The 18,899-nt window shown below is 65.2% G+C and carries 17 protein-coding genes and 1 tRNA gene; 5 read left to right on the top strand and 13 right to left on the bottom strand.

Annotated features, from left to right (window positions below; all coding sequences use genetic code 11):
- Window positions 1–35 precede the first annotated feature (35 nt).
- On the bottom strand, window positions 36–158 hold the full coding sequence (locus H8F27_RS12840) for a photosystem II protein Y (RefSeq protein WP_197148508.1): 123 nt from the start codon (window positions 156–158) through the stop codon (window positions 36–38).
- A 76-nt stretch (window positions 159–234) separates the two neighbouring features.
- Window positions 235–771 carry a gamma carbonic anhydrase family protein gene (locus H8F27_RS12835; RefSeq protein ID WP_197148507.1) on the bottom strand — a complete coding sequence of 179 codons (537 nt, stop codon included), beginning with the start codon at window positions 769–771 and terminating at the stop codon, window positions 235–237.
- A gap of 98 nt (window positions 772–869) precedes the next feature.
- Between H8F27_RS12835 and H8F27_RS12830 the strand changes: the two genes are divergently transcribed.
- Together H8F27_RS12830 and H8F27_RS12825 are read left to right on the top strand one after the other, a co-directional pair.
- A tRNA-Lys gene (locus tag H8F27_RS12830) sits at window positions 870–941 on the top strand.
- 704 nt (window positions 942–1,645) lie between these two features.
- Window positions 1,646–2,290 carry a potassium channel family protein gene (locus H8F27_RS12825; RefSeq protein ID WP_231596267.1) on the top strand — a complete coding sequence of 215 codons (645 nt, stop codon included), beginning with the start codon at window positions 1,646–1,648 and terminating at the stop codon, window positions 2,288–2,290.
- A gap of 14 nt (window positions 2,291–2,304) precedes the next feature.
- Here H8F27_RS12825 and H8F27_RS12820 read toward each other — a convergent pair whose 3' ends face one another.
- The 4 genes from H8F27_RS12820 to H8F27_RS12805 form a co-directional block, all read right to left on the bottom strand.
- Complete coding sequence (locus H8F27_RS12820) at window positions 2,305–2,607, bottom strand: hypothetical protein (protein ID WP_197148503.1); 303 nt, start codon at window positions 2,605–2,607, stop codon at window positions 2,305–2,307.
- Entirely contained in the window at window positions 2,604–6,035 is a 3,432-nt protein-coding gene (locus tag H8F27_RS12815) for an efflux RND transporter permease subunit (protein WP_197148501.1), read from the bottom strand. Before H8F27_RS12815 ends, H8F27_RS12820 begins: the two co-directional genes overlap by 4 nt.
- 14 nt (window positions 6,036–6,049) lie before the next feature.
- On the bottom strand, window positions 6,050–7,147 hold the full coding sequence (locus tag H8F27_RS12810) for an efflux RND transporter periplasmic adaptor subunit (RefSeq protein ID WP_197148499.1): 1,098 nt from the start codon (window positions 7,145–7,147) through the stop codon (window positions 6,050–6,052).
- A gap of 128 nt (window positions 7,148–7,275) precedes the next feature.
- Window positions 7,276–8,034: a YdcF family protein gene (locus tag H8F27_RS12805; RefSeq protein ID WP_231596266.1), complete on the bottom strand. Its 759-nt coding sequence runs from the start codon at window positions 8,032–8,034 to the stop codon at window positions 7,276–7,278.
- Here H8F27_RS12805 and H8F27_RS12800 point away from each other — a divergent pair.
- Entirely contained in the window at window positions 8,033–8,503 is a 471-nt protein-coding gene (locus H8F27_RS12800) for an NUDIX hydrolase (protein WP_197148498.1), read from the top strand. The genes H8F27_RS12805 and H8F27_RS12800 overlap by 2 nt on opposite strands.
- 13 nt (window positions 8,504–8,516) lie before the next feature.
- Here the strand turns inward: H8F27_RS12800 and H8F27_RS12795 are convergent, their stop codons facing one another.
- A complete protein-coding gene (locus tag H8F27_RS12795; RefSeq protein WP_197148496.1) occupies window positions 8,517–9,323 on the bottom strand; it encodes a prohibitin family protein in 807 nt (268 codons plus the stop codon).
- A 122-nt stretch (window positions 9,324–9,445) separates the two neighbouring features.
- Between H8F27_RS12795 and H8F27_RS12790 the strand changes: the two genes are divergently transcribed.
- Window positions 9,446–9,865 carry a hypothetical protein gene (locus tag H8F27_RS12790; RefSeq protein WP_197148494.1) on the top strand — a complete coding sequence of 140 codons (420 nt, stop codon included), beginning with the start codon at window positions 9,446–9,448 and terminating at the stop codon, window positions 9,863–9,865.
- Between the two features lie 14 nt (window positions 9,866–9,879).
- On the opposite strand, the gene H8F27_RS12785 is transcribed toward H8F27_RS12790, so the two are convergent.
- Window positions 9,880–10,740, bottom strand: coding sequence for a carbohydrate ABC transporter permease (locus H8F27_RS12785; RefSeq protein ID WP_231596265.1), 861 nt, complete (start codon window positions 10,738–10,740; stop codon window positions 9,880–9,882).
- An 8-nt stretch (window positions 10,741–10,748) separates the two neighbouring features.
- A complete protein-coding gene (locus H8F27_RS12780; RefSeq protein WP_197148492.1) occupies window positions 10,749–12,392 on the bottom strand; it encodes a 2-isopropylmalate synthase in 1,644 nt (547 codons plus the stop codon).
- A gap of 118 nt (window positions 12,393–12,510) precedes the next feature.
- Here H8F27_RS12780 and H8F27_RS12775 point away from each other — a divergent pair, with 118 nt between their 5' ends.
- Window positions 12,511–14,079 (top strand): glycoside hydrolase family 57 protein, encoded by a 1,569-nt coding sequence (locus tag H8F27_RS12775; protein WP_197148490.1) that lies wholly within the window; start codon window positions 12,511–12,513, stop codon window positions 14,077–14,079.
- Window positions 14,080–14,099: 20 nt separating this feature from the next.
- On the opposite strand, the gene crtL is transcribed toward H8F27_RS12775, so the two are convergent.
- The 4 genes from crtL to gyrA form a co-directional block, all read right to left on the bottom strand.
- The gene (gene crtL / locus H8F27_RS12770) at window positions 14,100–15,449 is read right to left on the bottom strand and encodes a lycopene beta cyclase (protein ID WP_197148488.1); all 1,350 of its coding nucleotides are present in this window, start codon (window positions 15,447–15,449) and stop codon (window positions 14,100–14,102) included.
- 181 nt (window positions 15,450–15,630) lie between these two features.
- The gene (locus tag H8F27_RS12765; protein ID WP_197148486.1) at window positions 15,631–15,936 is read right to left on the bottom strand and encodes a hypothetical protein; all 306 of its coding nucleotides are present in this window, start codon (window positions 15,934–15,936) and stop codon (window positions 15,631–15,633) included.
- The gene (locus H8F27_RS12760; RefSeq protein ID WP_197148479.1) at window positions 15,929–16,201 is read right to left on the bottom strand and encodes a DUF1778 domain-containing protein; all 273 of its coding nucleotides are present in this window, start codon (window positions 16,199–16,201) and stop codon (window positions 15,929–15,931) included. The genes H8F27_RS12765 and H8F27_RS12760 overlap by 8 nt, the downstream gene beginning before the upstream one ends.
- Before the next feature lie 55 nt (window positions 16,202–16,256).
- Window positions 16,257–18,890 carry a DNA gyrase subunit A gene (gene gyrA / locus H8F27_RS12755; RefSeq protein ID WP_197148477.1) on the bottom strand — a complete coding sequence of 878 codons (2,634 nt, stop codon included), beginning with the start codon at window positions 18,888–18,890 and terminating at the stop codon, window positions 16,257–16,259.
- Window positions 18,891–18,899: the final 9 nt, after the last annotated feature.

Here is an 18,899-nt window from a genome sequence, read left to right as displayed (position 1 = left end):
CCTGGGGATCCGACCCTAGGAGCCCCAAACCAGGCTCAGGCGCGGGCGCGCTTAAGCATCAACTGCAGCTGGCCCACCGCGGCCCTACCGATGTGGAAGACGGCCCAGCTCGCAGCCAGCAGGATCGGAGCGACAACCAGCAGCAGCCGAGCGTCCATGGAAGGTGGGGAAACAGGATTCTCTGATCTTAATTAGTGTGCCGCCCCCGATGCCCGTTGGATTCCGGATTTGTCTTCATCCGTTTTCCCTGCGGGCCTGGGCGTGGGCCATGGCCAACTGCCGGTAGTGGCGGGCGTGCTGGCGTTGCCCGGCCTGGGCTTCGGCACTGAGTTGGCGCTTCACCTGGGCAGGCGCTCCCATCACCAGGGCACCGGCGGGCACATTCCTGGTGACCACCGAGCCGGCGGCCACCAGGGCCCCTGCCCCCACCGTGACTCCATTGAGCACGATCGCGCCAATTCCGATCAGACAGCCGTCCTCAAGGGTGGCGCCATGCACCACCGCCCGGTGGCCAATGGTGACGTCAACTCCGATGGTCACGGGCTGGCCCGGATCGCCATGGAGGACCGCACCGTCCTGCACGTTGCTGCCCTCGCCCACCAGGATCGGGCAGACATCACCGCGGGCCACTGCGGTGGGCCAGAGGCTGGCGCCGGCGGCAAGCCTCACATCGCCAATGACGACGGCTGAATCCGCTACCCAGGCCAGGGGATCAATCCTGGGTTCAGGCCAGGGATCAGGCCAGGGAGTGGTGCCAGTCAGACATCCCATGGACTGGGGCACAAGGTTTGGCCATTCTCCCGGCTGCCCTGGCCCCCTTGGAGGATGTGGCCGCTGGGTGATACGTTCCATACGTGCCCAGAGGGCGCGGGTCGCTAGCTCAGCGGTAGAGCACTCGGCTTTTAACCGATTGGTCCTGAGTTCGAATCTCAGGCGACCCATTCTCTTCTCAGCTGGTCTTTGGCTCAGCTCCTTCTGAGGCAAACGGATCTCATCAATTGCCAACGGCCCACAGGCCGGGGCACGAGCGGGCCCAATCGGCCAGCATTTGACGAGACGGAGAGACGCCGATGCAGTGCCGATCAGCAGGCCAATGCCGCTGATAGCCGCCTAAGCAGCCAGGTTGCATGGGCGCGCAGCCAGCTCAGCGCTTAGCGGGGTTGGCTGGGCTCCAGCCGGCGCACCATCACTATTTTCAGCACTACCAAGACGGGCCCTTATTAATACTCTCTTCTGCTTGCTATTATTGCATTTAGAATCTTAAATTGGCCGCCGCCAACCTCTCAGCATCAGCGAGCGAAGTAGCTAATCAGAAATAGCCTGACAAGCAGGGTCGGCAATTCCAGTCAAACTCTGGGGTTACACAATTAAACAGGTGTCGCCCCCTTGAAAACCATATGCGACACCACTCTGCCGTTCAACTTACGGAATCGTGTTACGAAATCTTGAGAAGAACGGGCCAGGCAGGGCGGCTAAGCTGCAGCGGGCTCTGCGCGCTCGCGGAGCATGATGAATCGCAGCCGTGAGGCTCCGACCCAAGCGTGAAATAATTAAATCCAGTGGAGCAACATCAATGCAGCGATCTCACTCCTACAGGCGCCTGCTCCTCTCATGCATCGCCCTGATGATCTGCTTTGGCCTACCCATGCCCTGGAGTCGACTAGCCTCGTTCGGCTATCTGGCTCTGGGAATCGTCCTGATTCAGGGCTTAAGTCCAGAACCCAGGGAGTCCGCCACAGGAGGCGCGCCTTCCAAGCCCTACAGACTGCTCGGCATTGCTGCTATAGCTTTCTGGCTGTTATGGAACCTGACTCCCGTGGAGATGCGCAACACCGGCATCCCAGTGATCCTGTTATGGACAATATTCGGTGGCTGGAGTGCCATTCGGCTGATCCAGCGACTGGCGCGGGAATCCAGAATAAATGGGGCCGTGCTGCAGGGAGCCCTGGCTGGATATCTGATGCTGGGACTTGCCAGCGGTCTGTTGCTGTGCGGTCTGGAAACCATCCAGCCGGGCAGCTTCCGGGGCATTGACATCGGCAGCGGGGCAGTTGGCCTGGATCACTCGGTATGGGGGCTTAACTTTGCGGAGTTGAATTATTTTGCCTTCGTTAGTCTTACCACCATGGGCTATGGCGATGTAGTGCCCATGACAGCGCCAGCAAGCATGATCTGCGTGATGATCGCCGTTACGGGAACTTTTTACATAGCTGCTGTCATGGGGGTGCTGATCAGCAGGCTCACCATTCAGGAAACCGAGGAGGTACGCAATTCCTCCCAAAAACCATGAAGTTCATTCGGATTTTAAGAATCCCGAGCCGAAGGTGAGCCACCGCCCTGTTCGGGTGGCCGGCGGGGCCGGTGGTATGCGGGGTCCGGGTTGGAGGCCTGCAGCTCCCTAACCGTGCTGAGGGCAAAGCCGGATAGGCCCCCCGCAAACGTCAACAGCCAAAGCTGCCAGAGGGCACGCGCCGGGGACAGGGGCGTCGCCGTACGGGCGATAGTTGCCTGCAGCAGCAGTGCCAACGCCGTTCCAAGCAGGGCGCCGGCCAGCAGAGCAGCCAGCACGCGGCGGTTGGTCGATCGGCGACCAGCACCGCGGTTCATGGACCGGGCTCCGGCGCAGCAGCTATCGGCTCAGGCAAACCCGCTGAACCGTACGCGGGACCACCGCCGAGCCAGCTCTTCATCACCACGTAGAAGACGGGCACCACAAACAGACTGAGCAGCGTGGCCGCCAGCAGGCCGCCGAACACCACCGTGCCTAGGGAGGTCTGGCTGCGGGCACCAGCGCCGCTGGCGAGTACCAGTGGCAGGAAGCCGAACAGGGAGGAGATCGCCGTCATCACGATCGGCCGCAGCCTCGCCCGCGACGCTTCCCGGGCCGCCTCCAAGGCCGGCAGCCCATCTGCCAGCCGCTGGTTGGCCTGATCCACGATCAGGATCCCATTTTTGGCCGCCAGACCGATCAGCATCACCAAACCCACTTGGGCATAAATGTTGAGCACCTCTCCCCTCAGGCTGAGGAAAAGCAGGGCCCCGAGCATGGCGGCGGGCACCGTCATCAGGATGATCAGCGGATCGCTGAGGCTCTCGTACTGACCTGCCAGCACTAGGTAGACCACCAGAATTCCCATGGCGAAGATCACGATCGCCAGCGACCCGGCCTTCACCTCCTCCCGCGACAGGCCAGTCCAGTCGGAGCTGATGCCGCTCACCCCCAGCTGATCGAACACCTTCTGGATGGCGACTATCGCCTGGCCGGAGCTGCGGCCGGCTGCCGCCTCACCCTCCACCTTGATCGAGCGATAGAGGTTGAAATGGGGGATCACCGCCGGACCGGTGGAGGGGCTGATATCAATGAACTCCGACAGCGACACTGGCTGCCCCTTGGCGCTGGGTACGTAGAGATCCTCCAGTCGCTGCGGCGTAGAGCGGTAGGGAGCGTCCGCCTGCACAAACACCCGCCGCACCCGGCCCTCCTGGAAGGTGTCGTTGATGTATGCGCCGCCGAAGTTGAGGCTGAGCGTCTGCATCGCCTGGCCGAAGTCGATGCCCAGCGATGCCAACCGGGCGCGGTCCACGGTGATTTCCATCTGGGGAGCCTCAGGGCTGAACTGGGTGAACACCCCCTTCAGCTCAGGCTGGGCATTGGCATTCTGGATCAGCCGGCGGGCGGCGTTGAAGAACTGCGGCAGCGACAGGCCGCCGCCGCTGCGATCGAGCAGCTGGAACTCGAAGCCGCCGGCATTGCCATAGCCGGGAATTGAGGGAGGCTGGATGGCGATCACCCTGGCCCCCCGCAGGCTGGCAAAGCGTCGGTTCAGCCGCGCCACGATCGCCTCCATCGACTGATCCGGCGCGCTGCGCTCCTGCCAATTAGTGGTGCCGAAGAAGAACAAGCCGCGGTTGGGGGCATTGCCGCTGAGGCTGGCGCCGCTGAACACAGCCGCCGCCGTGATCGCTTTTTCCTCGGCCAGAATTGCTGCCACCCGCCGGTTGATCGAGCTTGTGATCGCATCGGAGCTACCCTCCGGAGCCTGGACGATGCCGATCGCATAACCTTGGTCCTCCACCGGCACGAAGCCGGAAGGAATGGCGTTGAAGGCCACCGCAGTGAGCACGATGCCGCCTAGTAGGGCCGCCATCACCGTGCCCCTATGGCGCAGCACGCCGCTGAGGGCACTGTCGTAGGCCCGCTCGGCCCGACCGTAGAAAGCATTGAAAGCCTGGAAGATCCAGGGGGTGAACCAGCCGGCGCTGACACCAATACCACTGCATAGCAGCGCCAAAAATGGGCTGCTCAGCCCAGCCAACAGCAGGCCAGCCACCGCTCCGGCGCCACAGACCGGCAGCAGCAGCGGCCGGCCACTTACCTGGCTGAGGCCGTAACCAAGCAGCGCGGCCAAGATCAGCATTCCCAGCGCCGGCAGCACCCCACCACCGCTGACCAGCAGGCCGTAGAGGAATCCGAGCAGCGCGCCAGCAATGGCATAGGTGCGGCGGCTGGGCTCCTGGTCCTGGCGGGAGAGCAGCAGGGCCGAGAGCATCGGCGAGAAGGTGAGCGCGTTGAAGGTGGAAATGGCGATCGCGAACAAGATCGTGGCCGCAAACTGGCGGTAGATCGTGCCGGTGGCGCCAGGGAAAAACAGCACCGGCAGAAACACGGCAAATAGCACCAGCGAAGTGGCAAGCACCGCCCCGAACAGCTCGGCCATCGTCGCCTTGGCGGCCTCCAGGGCAGTGAGCCCCTCGGCACGTCGCGTCGCTGTGCCCTCGATCACGGTGATCGCATCGTCCACAACCAGGCCGGTGGCCAGCACCAAACCGAACAGGGTTAGCTGATTGAGGCTGAAGCCGAACACCTTCACAAAAGCGAAAGTGCCCACCAGCGCCACTGGAATGGCGATCGCTGGCACCAGCGTCGCCTTCCAATCCTGCAAGAACAGAAACAGAATCAGCACCACCAGCACCACCGCATCGCGCAGCGAATTGCTAACTCCTTCGATCGAAGCGCTGATGAAATCGGTGACGTCGTAGATCTTCTCGAGCTTCATCCCGGGCGGCAGGCCCGCCTGGAACTCCGCAAGCACCTGCTCGACCCCCTTGGATACCTCCAGGGCATTGCTGCCGCTGAGCTGATAGATGGCCAGGCCCACCGAGGGCACCCCGCGCAGATCGGTGGCGCTGATGTCGTAACTCTCGCCACCAAGGCTGACGCGGCCCACATCCCGCAGCCGCACCAGCGCCCCGTCGCCGGTGTTACGCAGGATCAGGTTTTCGAAATCCTCGTTTTGCAGCAACCGGCCCTGCAGCTGCACCGAGAATGTGAAAGGCTGGCCAGCGGGCGCCGGCGCACCACCGATCCGCCCGGCCGGCACCAGGCGGTTCTGGCTCTGCAAGGCCGCCACCACATCGGCGGCACTGAGTTTCTGCTGGGTGAGGCGGTCGGGATCGAGCCACACCCGGATCGCCAGGCGGCGGTTGCCGAAATAGGTGATCTCCCCCACGCCCCGCACCCGCCGGACCTGGTCGGTGAGCCCCTGATCCAGCTTGCCGCTGAGGGTCTCGACGCTGTAAGGACGGGCCGGATCCGTGCTGACCAGGTTGTAGACGAGCAGAATCGAATTGGAGGCCTGACTCACAGTCACCCCCGACTGGCGCACCTCAGCGGGCAGCTGCGGGGTGGCTAGCGCCACCCGGTTTTGGACGTTCACCTGGTTGATGGCGCCATCGGTGCCACTAGCGAAGGCGACGCTGATAGCGCTGCTGCCATCGGCCGCACTAGTGGAGGTGATGAACTCCATGTTTTCAACCCCGTTTATCTGCTGCTCCAGCACCGCGGTGAGGCCCTCTTCCACACTCACCGCATCGGCGCCCTGATAGCGCGCGCTCACCTGCACCGTCGGCGGGGCGATATCGGGAAGATTCTCAATCGGCAGGATCGGCAAAGCGATCAGCCCAGCGATCACGATCAGCAGGCTGCAGACCGTGGTGAGCACCGGCCTGAGGATGAAACGGTTGGAGGCGGACATAGGGGTTCCTCTCCTTACTGCGACTGGGCCTGCTGCACCGGCAGGCCATGGCGCAGGCTGAGTAGGTTGCTGCTGATCACTAGGGCCCTGGCGTCCAAGCCCTGCAGCACCGGGTAGCGAGCATCCTGCAGGGAACCGAGCTGCACGCGGGTCTGCAGGGCGAAACGGCTATTCGGCGGCAGCTGCCGCAGCCGCTCCAGGGGCGCCTGGCCCGGATCCCGCTCCAGCTCCTGCAGCGTACCGAGACGGTACACATAACTCTGGCCGGAGGACTGGATGACGGAACCCACAGGCACCGATAACTGGTTGGTGCTGGCCAAAACCAGGCGGGTGCGTACCCGCAGGCCATTGCGCAGGTTGCCGTTCCTGTTGTCATAGGTGGCCTTCACCAGCAGTACCTGATTGCCGACATCGACACTGGGATCGATCGATGCGACAACACCGCGCACCAGGGGCTGGCTGCTGCCCGGATCCTCCAGGATCACCGTCTGGCCAGGCCGCACCCGGTTGCGCAGCCGGGCTGGCACGTCGATGCGGGCCGTGAGCTCGCCGTTGCGGATCACGGTGGTGAAGGGGTCGCCGGCCCGGATCACATCCCCAATCTTGACCGTCACATCCCCGACCGTCCCAGCGATTGGGGAGCGAAGGTCGCGGAAGCCAAGGTCTGCCTCCCGGGCTCGCAGGCTGGCGGTAGCGGCGATGTAGCCCTGGCGCAGCTCATCGCGCTGCAAGATGCTGGCCGCCCCCACCCGGGCCAGGAAAGCAAACCGCTCATAGTTGAGCCTGTCCTTAGCCTGTTCGGAGCGCAGGCTCATCACCTCGGCCTGCAGCTGCGCCTGATCGAGCACCACCAGCAGCTGGCCAGGCCGCACCCGGTCCCCCTGACGAATGCGCAGCTCTTGGATCCGGCCGCCGGCCTGGGCCGCCAGCTGCACCGCCTCCACTGCATCAAGGGTGCTGATCGTGGCCACCTCCTGGCGGAAGGTGACGGGGCGAGCCTCGATCGTGTCGACCACAATGGGCCTGGCCGCCTCAGGGGTTGAGGGAGTGCAGCCCGTCAACAGCGCGAGGCCGCAAAGTGCGACCGCCGGCAGTTCGCGCCGAAGGGGCATGCATAAGCGTGGTGATGGAACTGATTTATAGCCCCCTCTTTCTCTGCGAGCCCTCAATGCAAACTTTTGAGGTCCCCCCGCATGCAGGATTGCAGCAAGCCCTTGGTTCGGGGCGTTCAGAGCCCATTTCAGAGCCGACCCTGCAGGCCGTAGAGCAGGGTTGCCGCGCTTTCGCGCAGGGCTAGTCGGTTGCGCTGGGCGGGTAGGAGGGCAGGCTCGGCAGCAAGCGGGAACACAGTTAGCTGCTGGCGCTCAAAGGCGCGGCTGGCCCGCGGCAGCTGCCAGGGATCGGTGATCAGCACGATTGCCGGCAGGGAGGAGGCCGCGGTTTGGTGGCGGATCCAGGCGCCGGTGAGGCTGGCGTTTTCCCAAGTGGTGCTGGCGCAGCTGTCCCCGGAGATGCGGCCTGGGGGCACGCCGAGCTCAAGGAGGCGCTGGGCCGTGGCCGGCGTGTCCCCAGAAACGTATATCTGTTGCACCCGGCCCTGGCGCAGCAGGCGCGCCGCCTGGGCGGTGGTGGCCGCAGCGATCTCCGGGCCCCGGCCCACCAGCACGGCCAGGGCCGGCCCTGGGGATGGGGGATGGGGCGGCGGCATCTGGCTGTCGAGCCAGTCGCTGAGCCCCGCGGTGGTCAGCGGGCTGTAGAGCAAGGAAGCGAGCAGCACGGCCAGGCCCGGGAGCAGGGCCCGCCAGGCCCAGCCGAGGCGGGCCGTGGCACAGAGCAGCAGAACCAGGCTCGCCAGCAGAGGCAGCAGCAGGGCTGGGGTGGTGAGCAGCTGCAGCAGGGAGTCCCTCAGCGAGAACCAGGCAGTCGGCCCCACTGGGCAGCTGGTCCAATCGACGGCGGAAGGCAGCATGGAGGACAAAAGCACGACGGCGGTGAGCATGCGGTCCCTGCTGAAGCGAGCCGTTGCCCGGCTGCATCTCTACCGACTGGCCGCCGGGTTATACGAAACCTATCGGCTGGTGGCTAAACCCCACACCCATGGCGCCCTGGTGGCCATCTGGTGGCAAGGGCGAGTGCTGCTGGTGGAAACCAGCTATCGCAGGGAATTGTCGTTGCCCGGTGGCGGAATCGAAGCCGGGGAGACGCCGCTGCAGGCGGCGATACGGGAGCTGGAGGAGGAACTGGTGATCCAGGTGGCGCCGCAGGAGCTCCAGGATCCCTGGCAACTCACCGAAATGTCGGCGGGCGGTCGGAACACGGTGACGATCTTTGCCTGGCATCCGAACCGCCAGCCAGAGGTCATAGTCGATGGCCTGGAGATCATGAGCTGCCATTGGCTCAAGCCCGAGGAGGCCCTTGCCAGAGCGCTCCCCAAGCACCTGAGCACCTATCTGCAAAAAGCCAGCTGAGGCCAGCTCGCTTTCACGGGCGGCGAGAGTTGACGATCACCGGGGTGCCGCCACCAGGTGAGCCAGGCAAGGCCGGAACTACCGAGGTCTGGCCGTCCCACTTGTCGAGGAAAAGCTTGTAGAGCACCTGGTCATCGAGGCTGGAATTCAGGGTCTCGTAGCGCTTTGCCTCCTGCTCGGCAATCAGCACTTCGGTCTGGGCCCGCAGCAACTGCTGCTCGGCGATCTGCTTCTGCTCGATGGCGGCGCGATATTCCTCGGCGATCTGCAGGCCGGTTAGGTCGAGGCCCTGCACGCTCACGTAGTCAAATTTGCGCAGCTCGTCGGCCACCTTTTCCTGCACCAGCTCAGAGATGGAGTTCCACTCCGTGGCGATGGTCACCAGTTCGTACTGGGAGAACACCGATTTGAGGGCCTTGAGCAGGGAGGGCTGGATCACCCGCGGATAAATTTGTTGATCGTCGGTGGCGATCGTTTCGTAGACGCGGCCCGCCTCAGCAGCCTTCATGGCGTACTTCACCGTGGCGGTGGCCTGGATCACCTGGAGGTCCTTGGTGAGGGTTGAGAACTGCTCCGGCCGCACCTGGGTGCGCACATCAAACAGGGAGGTGCTCTGGGCCAGGGGAATCTTGAGGTTGGCCCCTGGCTGCCGCGGTTGTCCGGTGACCTTGCCGAGGGTTGTGACAACGGCCACGTTCCCGGCCGGCACGATGAACACCGTCTGCGAAAGCAGCACCAATCCCCCCAGGATGGCTGCGAAGATCAATTGCCAGAGTCCGCCGAAGCCGTTGTCTGCGCCTGAGCGCATAGGAGATTGCATCGGAAGACTGAATCCTTGAGGATCCGCCGACCCTAGGCGTTCTGCCCAGGCAGGCCCCTACCAATGCCTGACAAACGCCAGCCGGCCCGCCAGGATCGAACCATAATCAGCTGCCAGCCTTGATGACTCCAGCCCCCGACAACTCCGCAGCCAATCGCACACCCCTGGCCTGGGTTCCCTGGCTCCAGGCCGGAGTGACCGCCATGCTCCTGGTGCTGTTCGTGGTGATGGTGGGCAAAACCCGGCAACAGAGCGCTGCCATTCGCCAGCTTCAGGAGCAGGTGCAAGGTCTTGAGAACGCCAGGGCCCTTGAGCGCACCGCCGGGCTCGAGCAGCAGCTGCGCACCACGGTGGAGCGGCTGCAGGTGGTGGAACGCAACAGTGCTCGCATCGATGCCTTGAGCAGCGCCAACGCCAACCTCTCTCAGGAGCTGCGCAGGCTGCGCGGCAACCAGGCCACCGAAGCCGCTCCCGCCCCCCTGAGCGACGAACCACCCCTGGCGCCGTTGCCGCCGCTCAAGCCGGCCACACCGGCCAATTGAGCCCTACCTCCCCGTCAGCCCTTCACCGCATCGCCGCTGGCACTCGGCAGGATGTAGCGCTGGAGCCCCATGAACAGCACCAGCACCGGCAGGATCGAAATCACTGAGCCTGCCGCCACCAGGCGCCAGTCGAGGGAGAAACTGCTGGCCAGCTGTTGCAGGCCCAGGGGCAGGGTGTAGAGCTCGGGTTCATCGAGGATCACCAGGGGCCAGAGGAAATCGCTCCAGGTGCCGATGAATACGAACATCGCCAGGGTGATCAGGTCGGCCCGGGCCGCCGGAATCATCACGTTCCACCACTCCCCCAGGGGCGTGCAACCGTCACAGCGGGCCGCCTCCTCCAGCTCGACGGGCACCCCCAGGAAGCTCTGACGCAGCATGTAAATGCCAAAGGCCGTGGCCGCCTGGGGAATGATCAGGGCCCAGAGGGTATTGCGCAGCCCGATCTGCACCATCAGCAGGTAGAGGGGGATCATCACCACCTGGAAGGGAATTAGGATCGTGGCTACTACCAGGGCCAGCACCAGGCCCCGCCCCTTGAAGCGCATCCGCGCCAGGGGGTAGGCCGCCAGGGAGCAGAAGAGCAGATTTGCCAGCACGGCCAGGGCGCTGACGATGGTGCTGTTGAGCAGGTAGGTGAGGATCGGGTTCTCCCCGAACAGGCGCGTGTAGGCCTCCAGGCTGGGCTGGGCTGGCAGCAAGGCCGGAGGGCTGGTGAAGATGTTTTCAGCAGGGCCCTTGAGCGAGGTGCTCACCAGCCAGAGCAGGGGCACCAGCATGGCCAGGGCCACCAGCAACAGGAGGATCAGCTGGGCGGCTGCCGCCAGCGGCAGGTTGCCGTGCCTGGGCTGGCGGGGGGGCGGGGGTACGGGCATGGGCTGGTTCAAACCCTGGGTCGATCGGCCAGGGGCAAATCACCCAGGACAGGCAGCGGTGCTTTCTGGGGGTGCAAAGGCTGGTGCTGTGCCCCGGCCAGCAGCCGATTTAGGGCATTGACAAAGGCCTGGGCCGCGGCCACCACGATGTCGGTGTCGGCGGAGTGGCCCGAATACAGCACCCCCTGATGGCGCAGGCGAATGGTCACATCGCCCATGGCATCGATGCCTTCGGTTACTGATTTCACCGAAAACTCCACAAGCTCATTGGGCACCTGGGCCAGGCGATTGAGCGCCTGACACACCGCATCCACCGGCCCAGTGCCGATCGCAGCCTCGCTGAGTTCGGCTCCATCGGCCGTCACCAGGGTGACGGTGGCTGTGGGCTGCAGGCCAGTGCCGCAGCTCACCTGCACGCTCTTGAGGGTGTAGCTGCCATTGTCCTGCTGCTGCACCTGCTCGCTGACGATCGCCTCGAGATCCCGGTCGCCGATCTCACGCTTGCGGTCGGCAAGCTCCTTGAAGCGGGCGAAGGCGTCGTCGAGGTCGTGGCGCTCCAGGCTGTAGCCCAGCTCCTCGAGCCGGGCCCGGAAGGCGCTGCGGCCACTCAACTTGCCCAGGGAGATGCGGTTGTCGGCCAAACCGACGGTGCGGGCGTCGATGATTTCGTAGGTGAGGCGATGCTTGAGCACGCCGTCCTGGTGGATGCCCGATTCATGGGCAAAGGCGTTGGCGCCCACGATCGCCTTGTTGGGCTGCACGGCCATGCCGGTGAGATTGCTCACCAGCCGCGAGGTCTTGGTGATCTCCTCGGTGCGCACCCCCGTGATCGGTTCGGTGCTCGCGGCGGGTCGGCCCAGAAAAGGGTTGAAGTAGCTGCGGCGCACGTGCAGGGCCATCACCAGCTCCTCGAGCGAGGCATTGCCGGCCCGCTCGCCGATGCCGTTGATCGTGCATTCAAGTTGGCGGGCGCCGTTCTTGACGGCTTCGAGGAAGTTGGCCACCGCCAGGCCCAGGTCGTTGTGGCCGTGCACCGAGATCACGGCCTGGTCAATGTTGGGCACGCTGGCGTTGATGCCGGCGATCAACTCGCCAAATTCGGCCGGTGTGGCATAGCCCACCGTGTCGGGGATGTTGATGGTGGTGGCCCCGGCCCTGATCGCCGCCTCGATCACCTGGTGCATGAACTCCGGATCGCTGCGGCCGGCGTCCTCGCAGGAAAACTCCACATCCTCAACCAGGGAGCGGGCGTAGGCCACCATTTCGGCGGTGATCGCCAGCACCTCAGCCCGGCTCTTGCGCAGCTTGTATTCCAGGTGAATGTCGCTGGTGGCCAGAAAGGTGTGGATGCGCCGCTTGGCGGCGGGCGCCACCGCGTCGGCGCAGGCCTTGATGTCGCCGGCCGCCGCCCGGGCCAGGCCGCAGATGGTGGGCCCATCCGGGGTGCCGACCATGGCGGCAATGCGCTGCACGGCGTTGAAGTCACCCGAGCTGGCAAAGGGGAAGCCGGCCTCGATGATGTCGACGTTCAACCTGGCCAGCTGCTGGGCGATCGCCAATTTTTCCTCGAGGTTCAAGCTGGCGCCGGGCGACTGCTCGCCATCGCGCAAGGTGGTGTCGAAGATCAGTACGCGGCCGGGGTCGCGGGCCATAACTACGCCTCTAGGCGGAATGACTATGAGTTAGCCCCACTCTAGGCGGGCGCCTGCCCTGCGGCCGCGGCAGAGCCAAAGAGGGTTGCGCCTAAAGTGATTTGACCGCTGGATGGTCATGGCCGCAGGCGATCTGGCCCTCGTCCTTCACGCCCACCTCCCCTACGTTCGCTCGAACGAGCCTGGGTCGCTGGAGGAAGACTGGTATTTCCAGGCACTCCAGGAGTGCTACCTACCCCTATTAGCGGTATTGGAGGCCGCCGCCGCCAACCGGCTCCAGCGCCCCCGACTCACCCTCGGCCTCTCGCCCACCTTGCTTTCGCTGCTGGCAGATCGCCAGCTCAATGCCCGATTTTTGCCCTGGATTGGCCTGCGGCAGGAGTTATTGCTGCAGGCACCGGAGGGTCTCGAGGCGGCCGCCGCCCACCTGGGCCAACAACTGGCCGCGGTGGTGAGCCAGTGGGATCAGATCGGGGCTGAGCTGATCCCACGCTTCCAGCGGCTGCAGCAACTGGGTGTGCTCGACCTGATCACCTGTGGCGCCACCCACGGCTACCTGCCCCTGCTGCGCCAGGTGCCCGAGGCGGTGCGGGCCCAGCTGGTCACAGCCGTGCGGGAACATGAACGCCTGCTCGGGCAGCGCCCCCTGGGGATCTGGCTACCGGAGTGCGCCTATTACGAGGGCCTAGACGAGCAGCTGGTGGCCTGCGGCCTGCGCTATTCGGTGCTCGATGGCCACGGGCTGCTGCACGCCCTGCCCCGCCCCCGCTATGGGGTATTTGCGCCGATCTGCTCGCCGGCGGGGGCGGCCTTCTTCGGCCGCGACAGCAGCGCCACCCTGCCGGTGTGGAGCGCCCGCGAGGGCTATCCAGGCGACGGCGCCTACCGGGAATTCCACCGCGACCTGGGCTGGGACCTGCCCGAAGCCGAACTCACCAGCCACGGCATCCGCAGCCGCCGGCCCCTGGGCCTGAAACTGCACCGGGTCACGGCCCAGGGCTGCCCGCTCGAGCAAAAACAGCCCTACGAGCCCGCCATCGCGGCCGAGCGGATCGAGCACCATGCCGCCGCCTACCTGGAGGGGCGGGCCGAGGAGCTAACCGGCCTGGCGAGCTCGATGGAGCGCCGGCCCCTGCTGGTGGCTCCCTTCGACGCCGAACTCTTCGGCCACTGGTGGTTCGAGGGTCCCCAGTTCCTGGCTGCCCTGTTCCGTCAAGCGGAAAGCGCGGGGGTGCGACTGGTGACCCTGCGGGAAGCCCTCAGCGGCGACGAGCCGCTGCAGGTATGCCGCCCCTCCCCCAGCAGCTGGGGCCAGGGGGGCTATCACGACTACTGGCTCAACGACACCAACGCCTGGGTGGTGGCCGAATGGCAACGGGCATCCCAAGCGATGGTGCGACGGGTGCAGCAGGGCGTTGGCAGCGAGGCCCAACGCAGCCTGCTGACCCAGGCCGGAAGGGAGCTGCTGCTGGCCCAGAGCTCCGACTGGAGCTTCATCCTGCGGGCAGGCACCACCACCGAACTGGCCAAGGAGCGGATCGAGCGTCACCTCGATCGCTTCTGGCGCCTGATCGATGCGATCGACAACGGCACCGAGCTGCCAGCCCCATGGCTCAAAGCGATCAGCATCGAAGATGGACTCTTCCCCCTGCTGAACGCGGCCGACTGGGTGCCGCTGCGGAACTGAGGGGCGCACTCACCGCCCCATTACAGCCCGGCCGGCCACAGCAACCGCATCCCCAGCGCCCACTCCCGCCCCCGCTGCGCCATCAGAGCGGCCTTCACGCTCCAGGGCGCCGCAGCAAACAGGCGCACCATCGCCGCCAGCAGTTCGGGCACCGTGGCCGTGTTTGCCAAAAAGCCATACCACTGCTGATTGGGCAGGGAGAAGAAGGTGGCGAAGTGGGCCCGCAGCTGGGGTTCGGAATAGCGCATCAGCTTCTCCAGCCCGAACTGATAGAGGGCGTGCTTTCGGCGCAGCTCAAGGGGCCAGAGCGCCTGCCAGCCCGCCTGGGCCAGACGGGCTGAACCAGCCTGCGGCTCGGCCCGCAGCAGCGCCGCCACCGCCGCTGCCACCACCGGCGCGCGCCGCAGCAGCGAGCCCACCATGTAACCCGAGGCTGGGTGGACCATCGAGGCCGCCCCGCCGAAGCCGAGCACCGGCTGCTGCAAATCCGGTAAAGGCAGGTTCATCGGAAACAGGCAGAACTCCTCGTGCTCCACCTCCAGCACGGCGACGCCTCGATGGGCCAGCCGCCGCTCGAGGCGCTGCTTGAGCGTGGCATAGGGCACCGGTGGCGCCAGGGCCAGGGAGGTCTCCTCCACAAAGAAGCGTCCCTCGCCCAGGTCCATGGCATAAAGGAAGGTGGGAGGCTCGGCCCGCTCAGCCGCGCTGAGGTGATCGCAGCGGTAGTCCATCAGCACGAACTGGCCGGGCTCCACCGGTGGCGCCGAAAAGCGGCCCGTGATCCCGTAGGCCGCCTGACCGGCCACGGGGCCTTCATCGGGTCGTTGCACAAACACCGGCTGATGGCCGGTGGCATCCACCAGCAGACGGGTGCGCAGGCGGCTGCCGTCAGCGCAGCGCAGCACGGTTATGGAGCATCCAGAGTTCTCGCCATCAGAACTTCCCCCGCCTCCACAGTCAGGCTCCAGCTCGAAGCCCGTGGCCTGGCCCTGCAGGATGGCCACGCCGCCGCGGGCACAGGCCTCCAGCCATTGCCCCTGCAGGGCCGAGCGGTTGAACAGGCCGTAGTCGCGCCGGTGCTGCGTGGCCTGGTTGGCTGGGTCGGCCGGGTCGGCGGCGCCGCTGCCGAAGTAGCTCAGCGTGTTACTCCAGCGGTGCTCTAGCAGGTGGCCCAGGCCGAGGTCGTCCACCTCCTCCCCCCAGATGCCGTAGGTGTTCGGCCAGGGGGCGCGGGCATCGTGGGGGGCCAGCAGCGCCACGGCCAGGCCCTGCTCAGCCAGGGCAGCGGCGATACACAGGGCTGCCGGCCCCCCCCCCAGCACCACCACCATCACATCAGTGGGCATCAAGGCGGTACGGAGAAGGCTCATGCTGCATCACAGGGGCAGATAGAGGCTTCGTGGTGTGTCCTGAAAAGAACGAAAACCATGGTGCGCATAGAACGCCGCAGCTGCAGGAGTCTTGGCATCGACGACTAGGGCATAGCCTCCGACCGAGCGCGTGGCGTTGAGGCACCGCTGCACGGCCAAGCCCAGCAACAGGGGGCCGAGATCATGCCCGTGCCAGCGCTGATCCCGGGGCCAGGCGCCCGATTCGAAAACAGGGCACCGGATAGGGAGGCAGTGGCTTGGCATCGCCAGGCTGCAGATCGGCCAACGAGACCTCCGCCGGTGCCAGCGTGTAGAAACCCGCAATCTCCGCAGGAGCATCTGGCGGGACGAGCACGAACGTCTGGCTCACACCACGGCGCACGTTTTGGTGCGCCTGCTGTTTCAGAAAGCGATCGAGGGCAGGCTCACCACAAGAGAACGCCTTGCGGTTGTGACGGATGGGGTCGAGCTGCTGCTCCTCAAACACGGCTCACGCATGTGCGGGCCTGCTCCAACGCATCCCGCAGGGCCGCATTCGGCTCAAACGTTTGAGCTATCGCGGCATGAAAGGCCTTGAAATCCCGTTGAGACAGTGTGATCTGCTGATCGCGCTCAATGGCTTCGGTGGCACGCTGCTTGGCCGCCAAGCGCACAAAAGCAGCCATGGAAACCCCTTCGATGGCTGCCGCCTGGGCAAAGAGCTGCTTGTCTGCAGCGCTGAGCTTGAGATCCAGGCGCTCATCGACGGCCACGTCTTCACAGCCAACGGGGTGAATTGATAATACGGTAAAAAGCCGTATCCGCTTTTCACTCTTCAGTGTTGGTGACGACGGCTTCCCCAGGCTCGGTGGGGGCGGCCTCTTCCTCCTCCGGCGCCGGCGGCACCAGCACCACTTCCGTGAGGCGGTCGCCGGCATCCAGCTTCTGCAGGCGCACGCCGGTGGCGGCGCGGGACTGCTGGGGAATGGCATCGGCCTGAGTGCGCACGATCACCCCCTTCTCGCTCACCAGCAGCAGCTCCTCGCCGGCGCCGAGCACCTTCAGCCCCACCAGCACGTCGCCCTTATTGCGAAACTTGATCGCCCGCAGGCCCATGCCAGCGCGCTTCTGCAGCCGGAATTGATCAACCGGCACCCTCTTGCCCAGGCCGCTGGCGGCAGCCACTAGCACCCAGGGACCCTCGCTGGGGGCCACCTCTTCAGCCTCGTCGTCAGGGGTATCGTCCCCTACGCCGGCGCTGGCCACCTGGTCGGCCAGCTCGGCGGGCAGCACATCCATGCTCACCAGCTGGTCGCCGGGGCGCAGGTTCATGGCACGCACGCCGCGGGCAGTGCGGCCCAGGGGCCGCAGCTCCTCATCGGTGAGCCGGAAGTGGATCGTCATGCCGTTGCGCGATCCGATCAGGATGCTGTCGCCGGGCAGGGCCAGCCGCACCCAGGTGAGAGCATCGCTCTCCACCAGGTCGATGGCAATCAACCCATTGGAGCGAATGTTGGCGAAGGCCGAGAGGCGGGTTCGCTTGATCGTGCCGCCACTGGTGAGCATCACCAGCACGGCGTCTTCAGCAAATTCACTCACCGCCAGCAGCGAGGTGATCTGCTCCTCGCGGGGGATCGGCAGCATCTGCACGATCGGCGTGCCCTTGGCGGCCCGGCTGCAGATCGGCACCCGGTAGGCGGGCACGGTGTACACCACGCCCCGATCAGAAAACAGCAGCAGGTTGTCGTGGTCGTTGCAGCTGATAAATAGCCGCACGGCCTCTTCACCCTGGGTCTTGGTGCCAGCCTTGCCGCGGGTGCCGCGGCTGGTGGCTTCAAATTCGCTCACCGGCATCCGCTTGAGGTAGCCGTTCTCCGTGAGCAGCACCACCGATCGTTCGTTGGCGATCAGATCGATGTCTTCGAGGCCGCCTTCGAGGTCGAGGATCTCGGTGCGGCGAGGGGAGTCATACCGGCTGCGCAGTGCAGCGAGCTCCTCGGTGATGATTGTGAGCACCCGTTCACGTCGGCCGAGGATGTCCTTGTAGTCGGCAATCTTGGTTACCAGATCCTCATGCTCGAGGCGGATCTTGTCGGCCTCCAGGGCCGTCAGCCGCCGCAGCTGCATCTGCAGAATGGCGTCGGCTTGGATCTCGGTGAGGCCGTGGCGCTCCTGGAGCTGCTGCCGGGCCGTGGCCGCATCGGAGGCTGCCCGGATCAGGGCGATGATCGGATCGAGCTGGTCGAGGGCCAGCAGCAGGCCCAGCAGGATGTGGTCGCGTTCCTCCGCCTTGCGCAACAAATAGCGGGTGCGCCGCTCGATCGTCTCGACACGGAAGTCGATAAACACCTGCAACATCTTGCGCAGGGTGAGCAGCACCGGCTCTGACTTCACCAGCGCCAACATGTAGGCGCTAAAGTTGTTTTGTAGCGGCGTGAGTTTGAACAGGTTGTTGAGCACCACCTGGGGGTAGGCGTCACGGCGCAGCTCAATCACGATCCGCATGCCGTCGCGGTCGGATTCGTCGCGAATGTCGGCAATCCCCTCGAGCTTCTTGTCGTTGACCAGCTCGGCGATGCGCTCGATCAAGGATGCCTTGTTGGTTTGGAACGGCAGCTCGGTGATGATTACCGCATCCCGATCGGGGCGGCCCTTGACTTCCAGGGTTTCCACCGAAGCCACACCCCGCATCGTCACCGAGCCGCGGCCGGTGGTGTAGGTCTCGCGGATGCCACGGCGGCCCAGGATCTGTCCCCCGGTTGGGAAGTCGGGGCCCGGGATGATCGCCATCAACTGCAGATCATCGAGCTCGGGGTTGGCAATCAGGGCCAGGGTTCCGTCGATCAGCTCGGTGAGGTTGTGGGGGGGGATGTTGGTCGCCATCCCCACGGCAATGCCCGTGGAGCCATTGAGCAGCAGCTGGGGGATCCGGGCCGGCAGCACGGTGGGCTCCTGTTGGGAGCCGTCGAAGTTGTCGGCAAAGTCGACAGTTTCAGCTTCGATGTCATCGAGCAAGCTATCGGTGGTGAGCGCCTGCAGCCGTGATTCGGTGTAGCGCATGGCGGCCGGGGGATCACCATCCACCGAGCCGAAGTTGCCGTGCCCGTTAACCAGGGGCATGCGCATGTTGAAGTCCTGGGCCATCCGCACCAGGGCGTCGTACACCGCCGTGTCGCCGTGGGGGTGGTATTTGCCGAGCACTTCACCCACCACCCTGGCGCACTTGCGGTAAGGGCGGTCGCTGGTTAGGCCCAGCTCGTACATCGCGTAGAGAATGCGCCGGTGCACCGGCTTGAGACCATCGCGGGCATCGGGCAGGGCCCGGCCCACGATCACACTCATTGCATACTCCAAATAGGAGCGCGACATTTCATTGCGCAGATCGGTCTGGATGATCCGCGAATTGCCGCTACCGCCGGACTCCCCCGGTGAGTCAGCACCGGGTCCGCTGGGGTCCGCCATGGATGACCG

Origin of the sequence: Synechococcus sp. CBW1108 (assembly GCF_015840335.1) — a bacterium.
In the GTDB taxonomy this organism is placed as follows: Bacteria; Cyanobacteriota; Cyanobacteriia; order PCC-6307; family Cyanobiaceae; genus Cyanobium_A.
The sequence above is the reverse complement of the archived record's forward strand: the minus strand, read 5'-3'. Positions and strand labels throughout refer to the sequence as shown.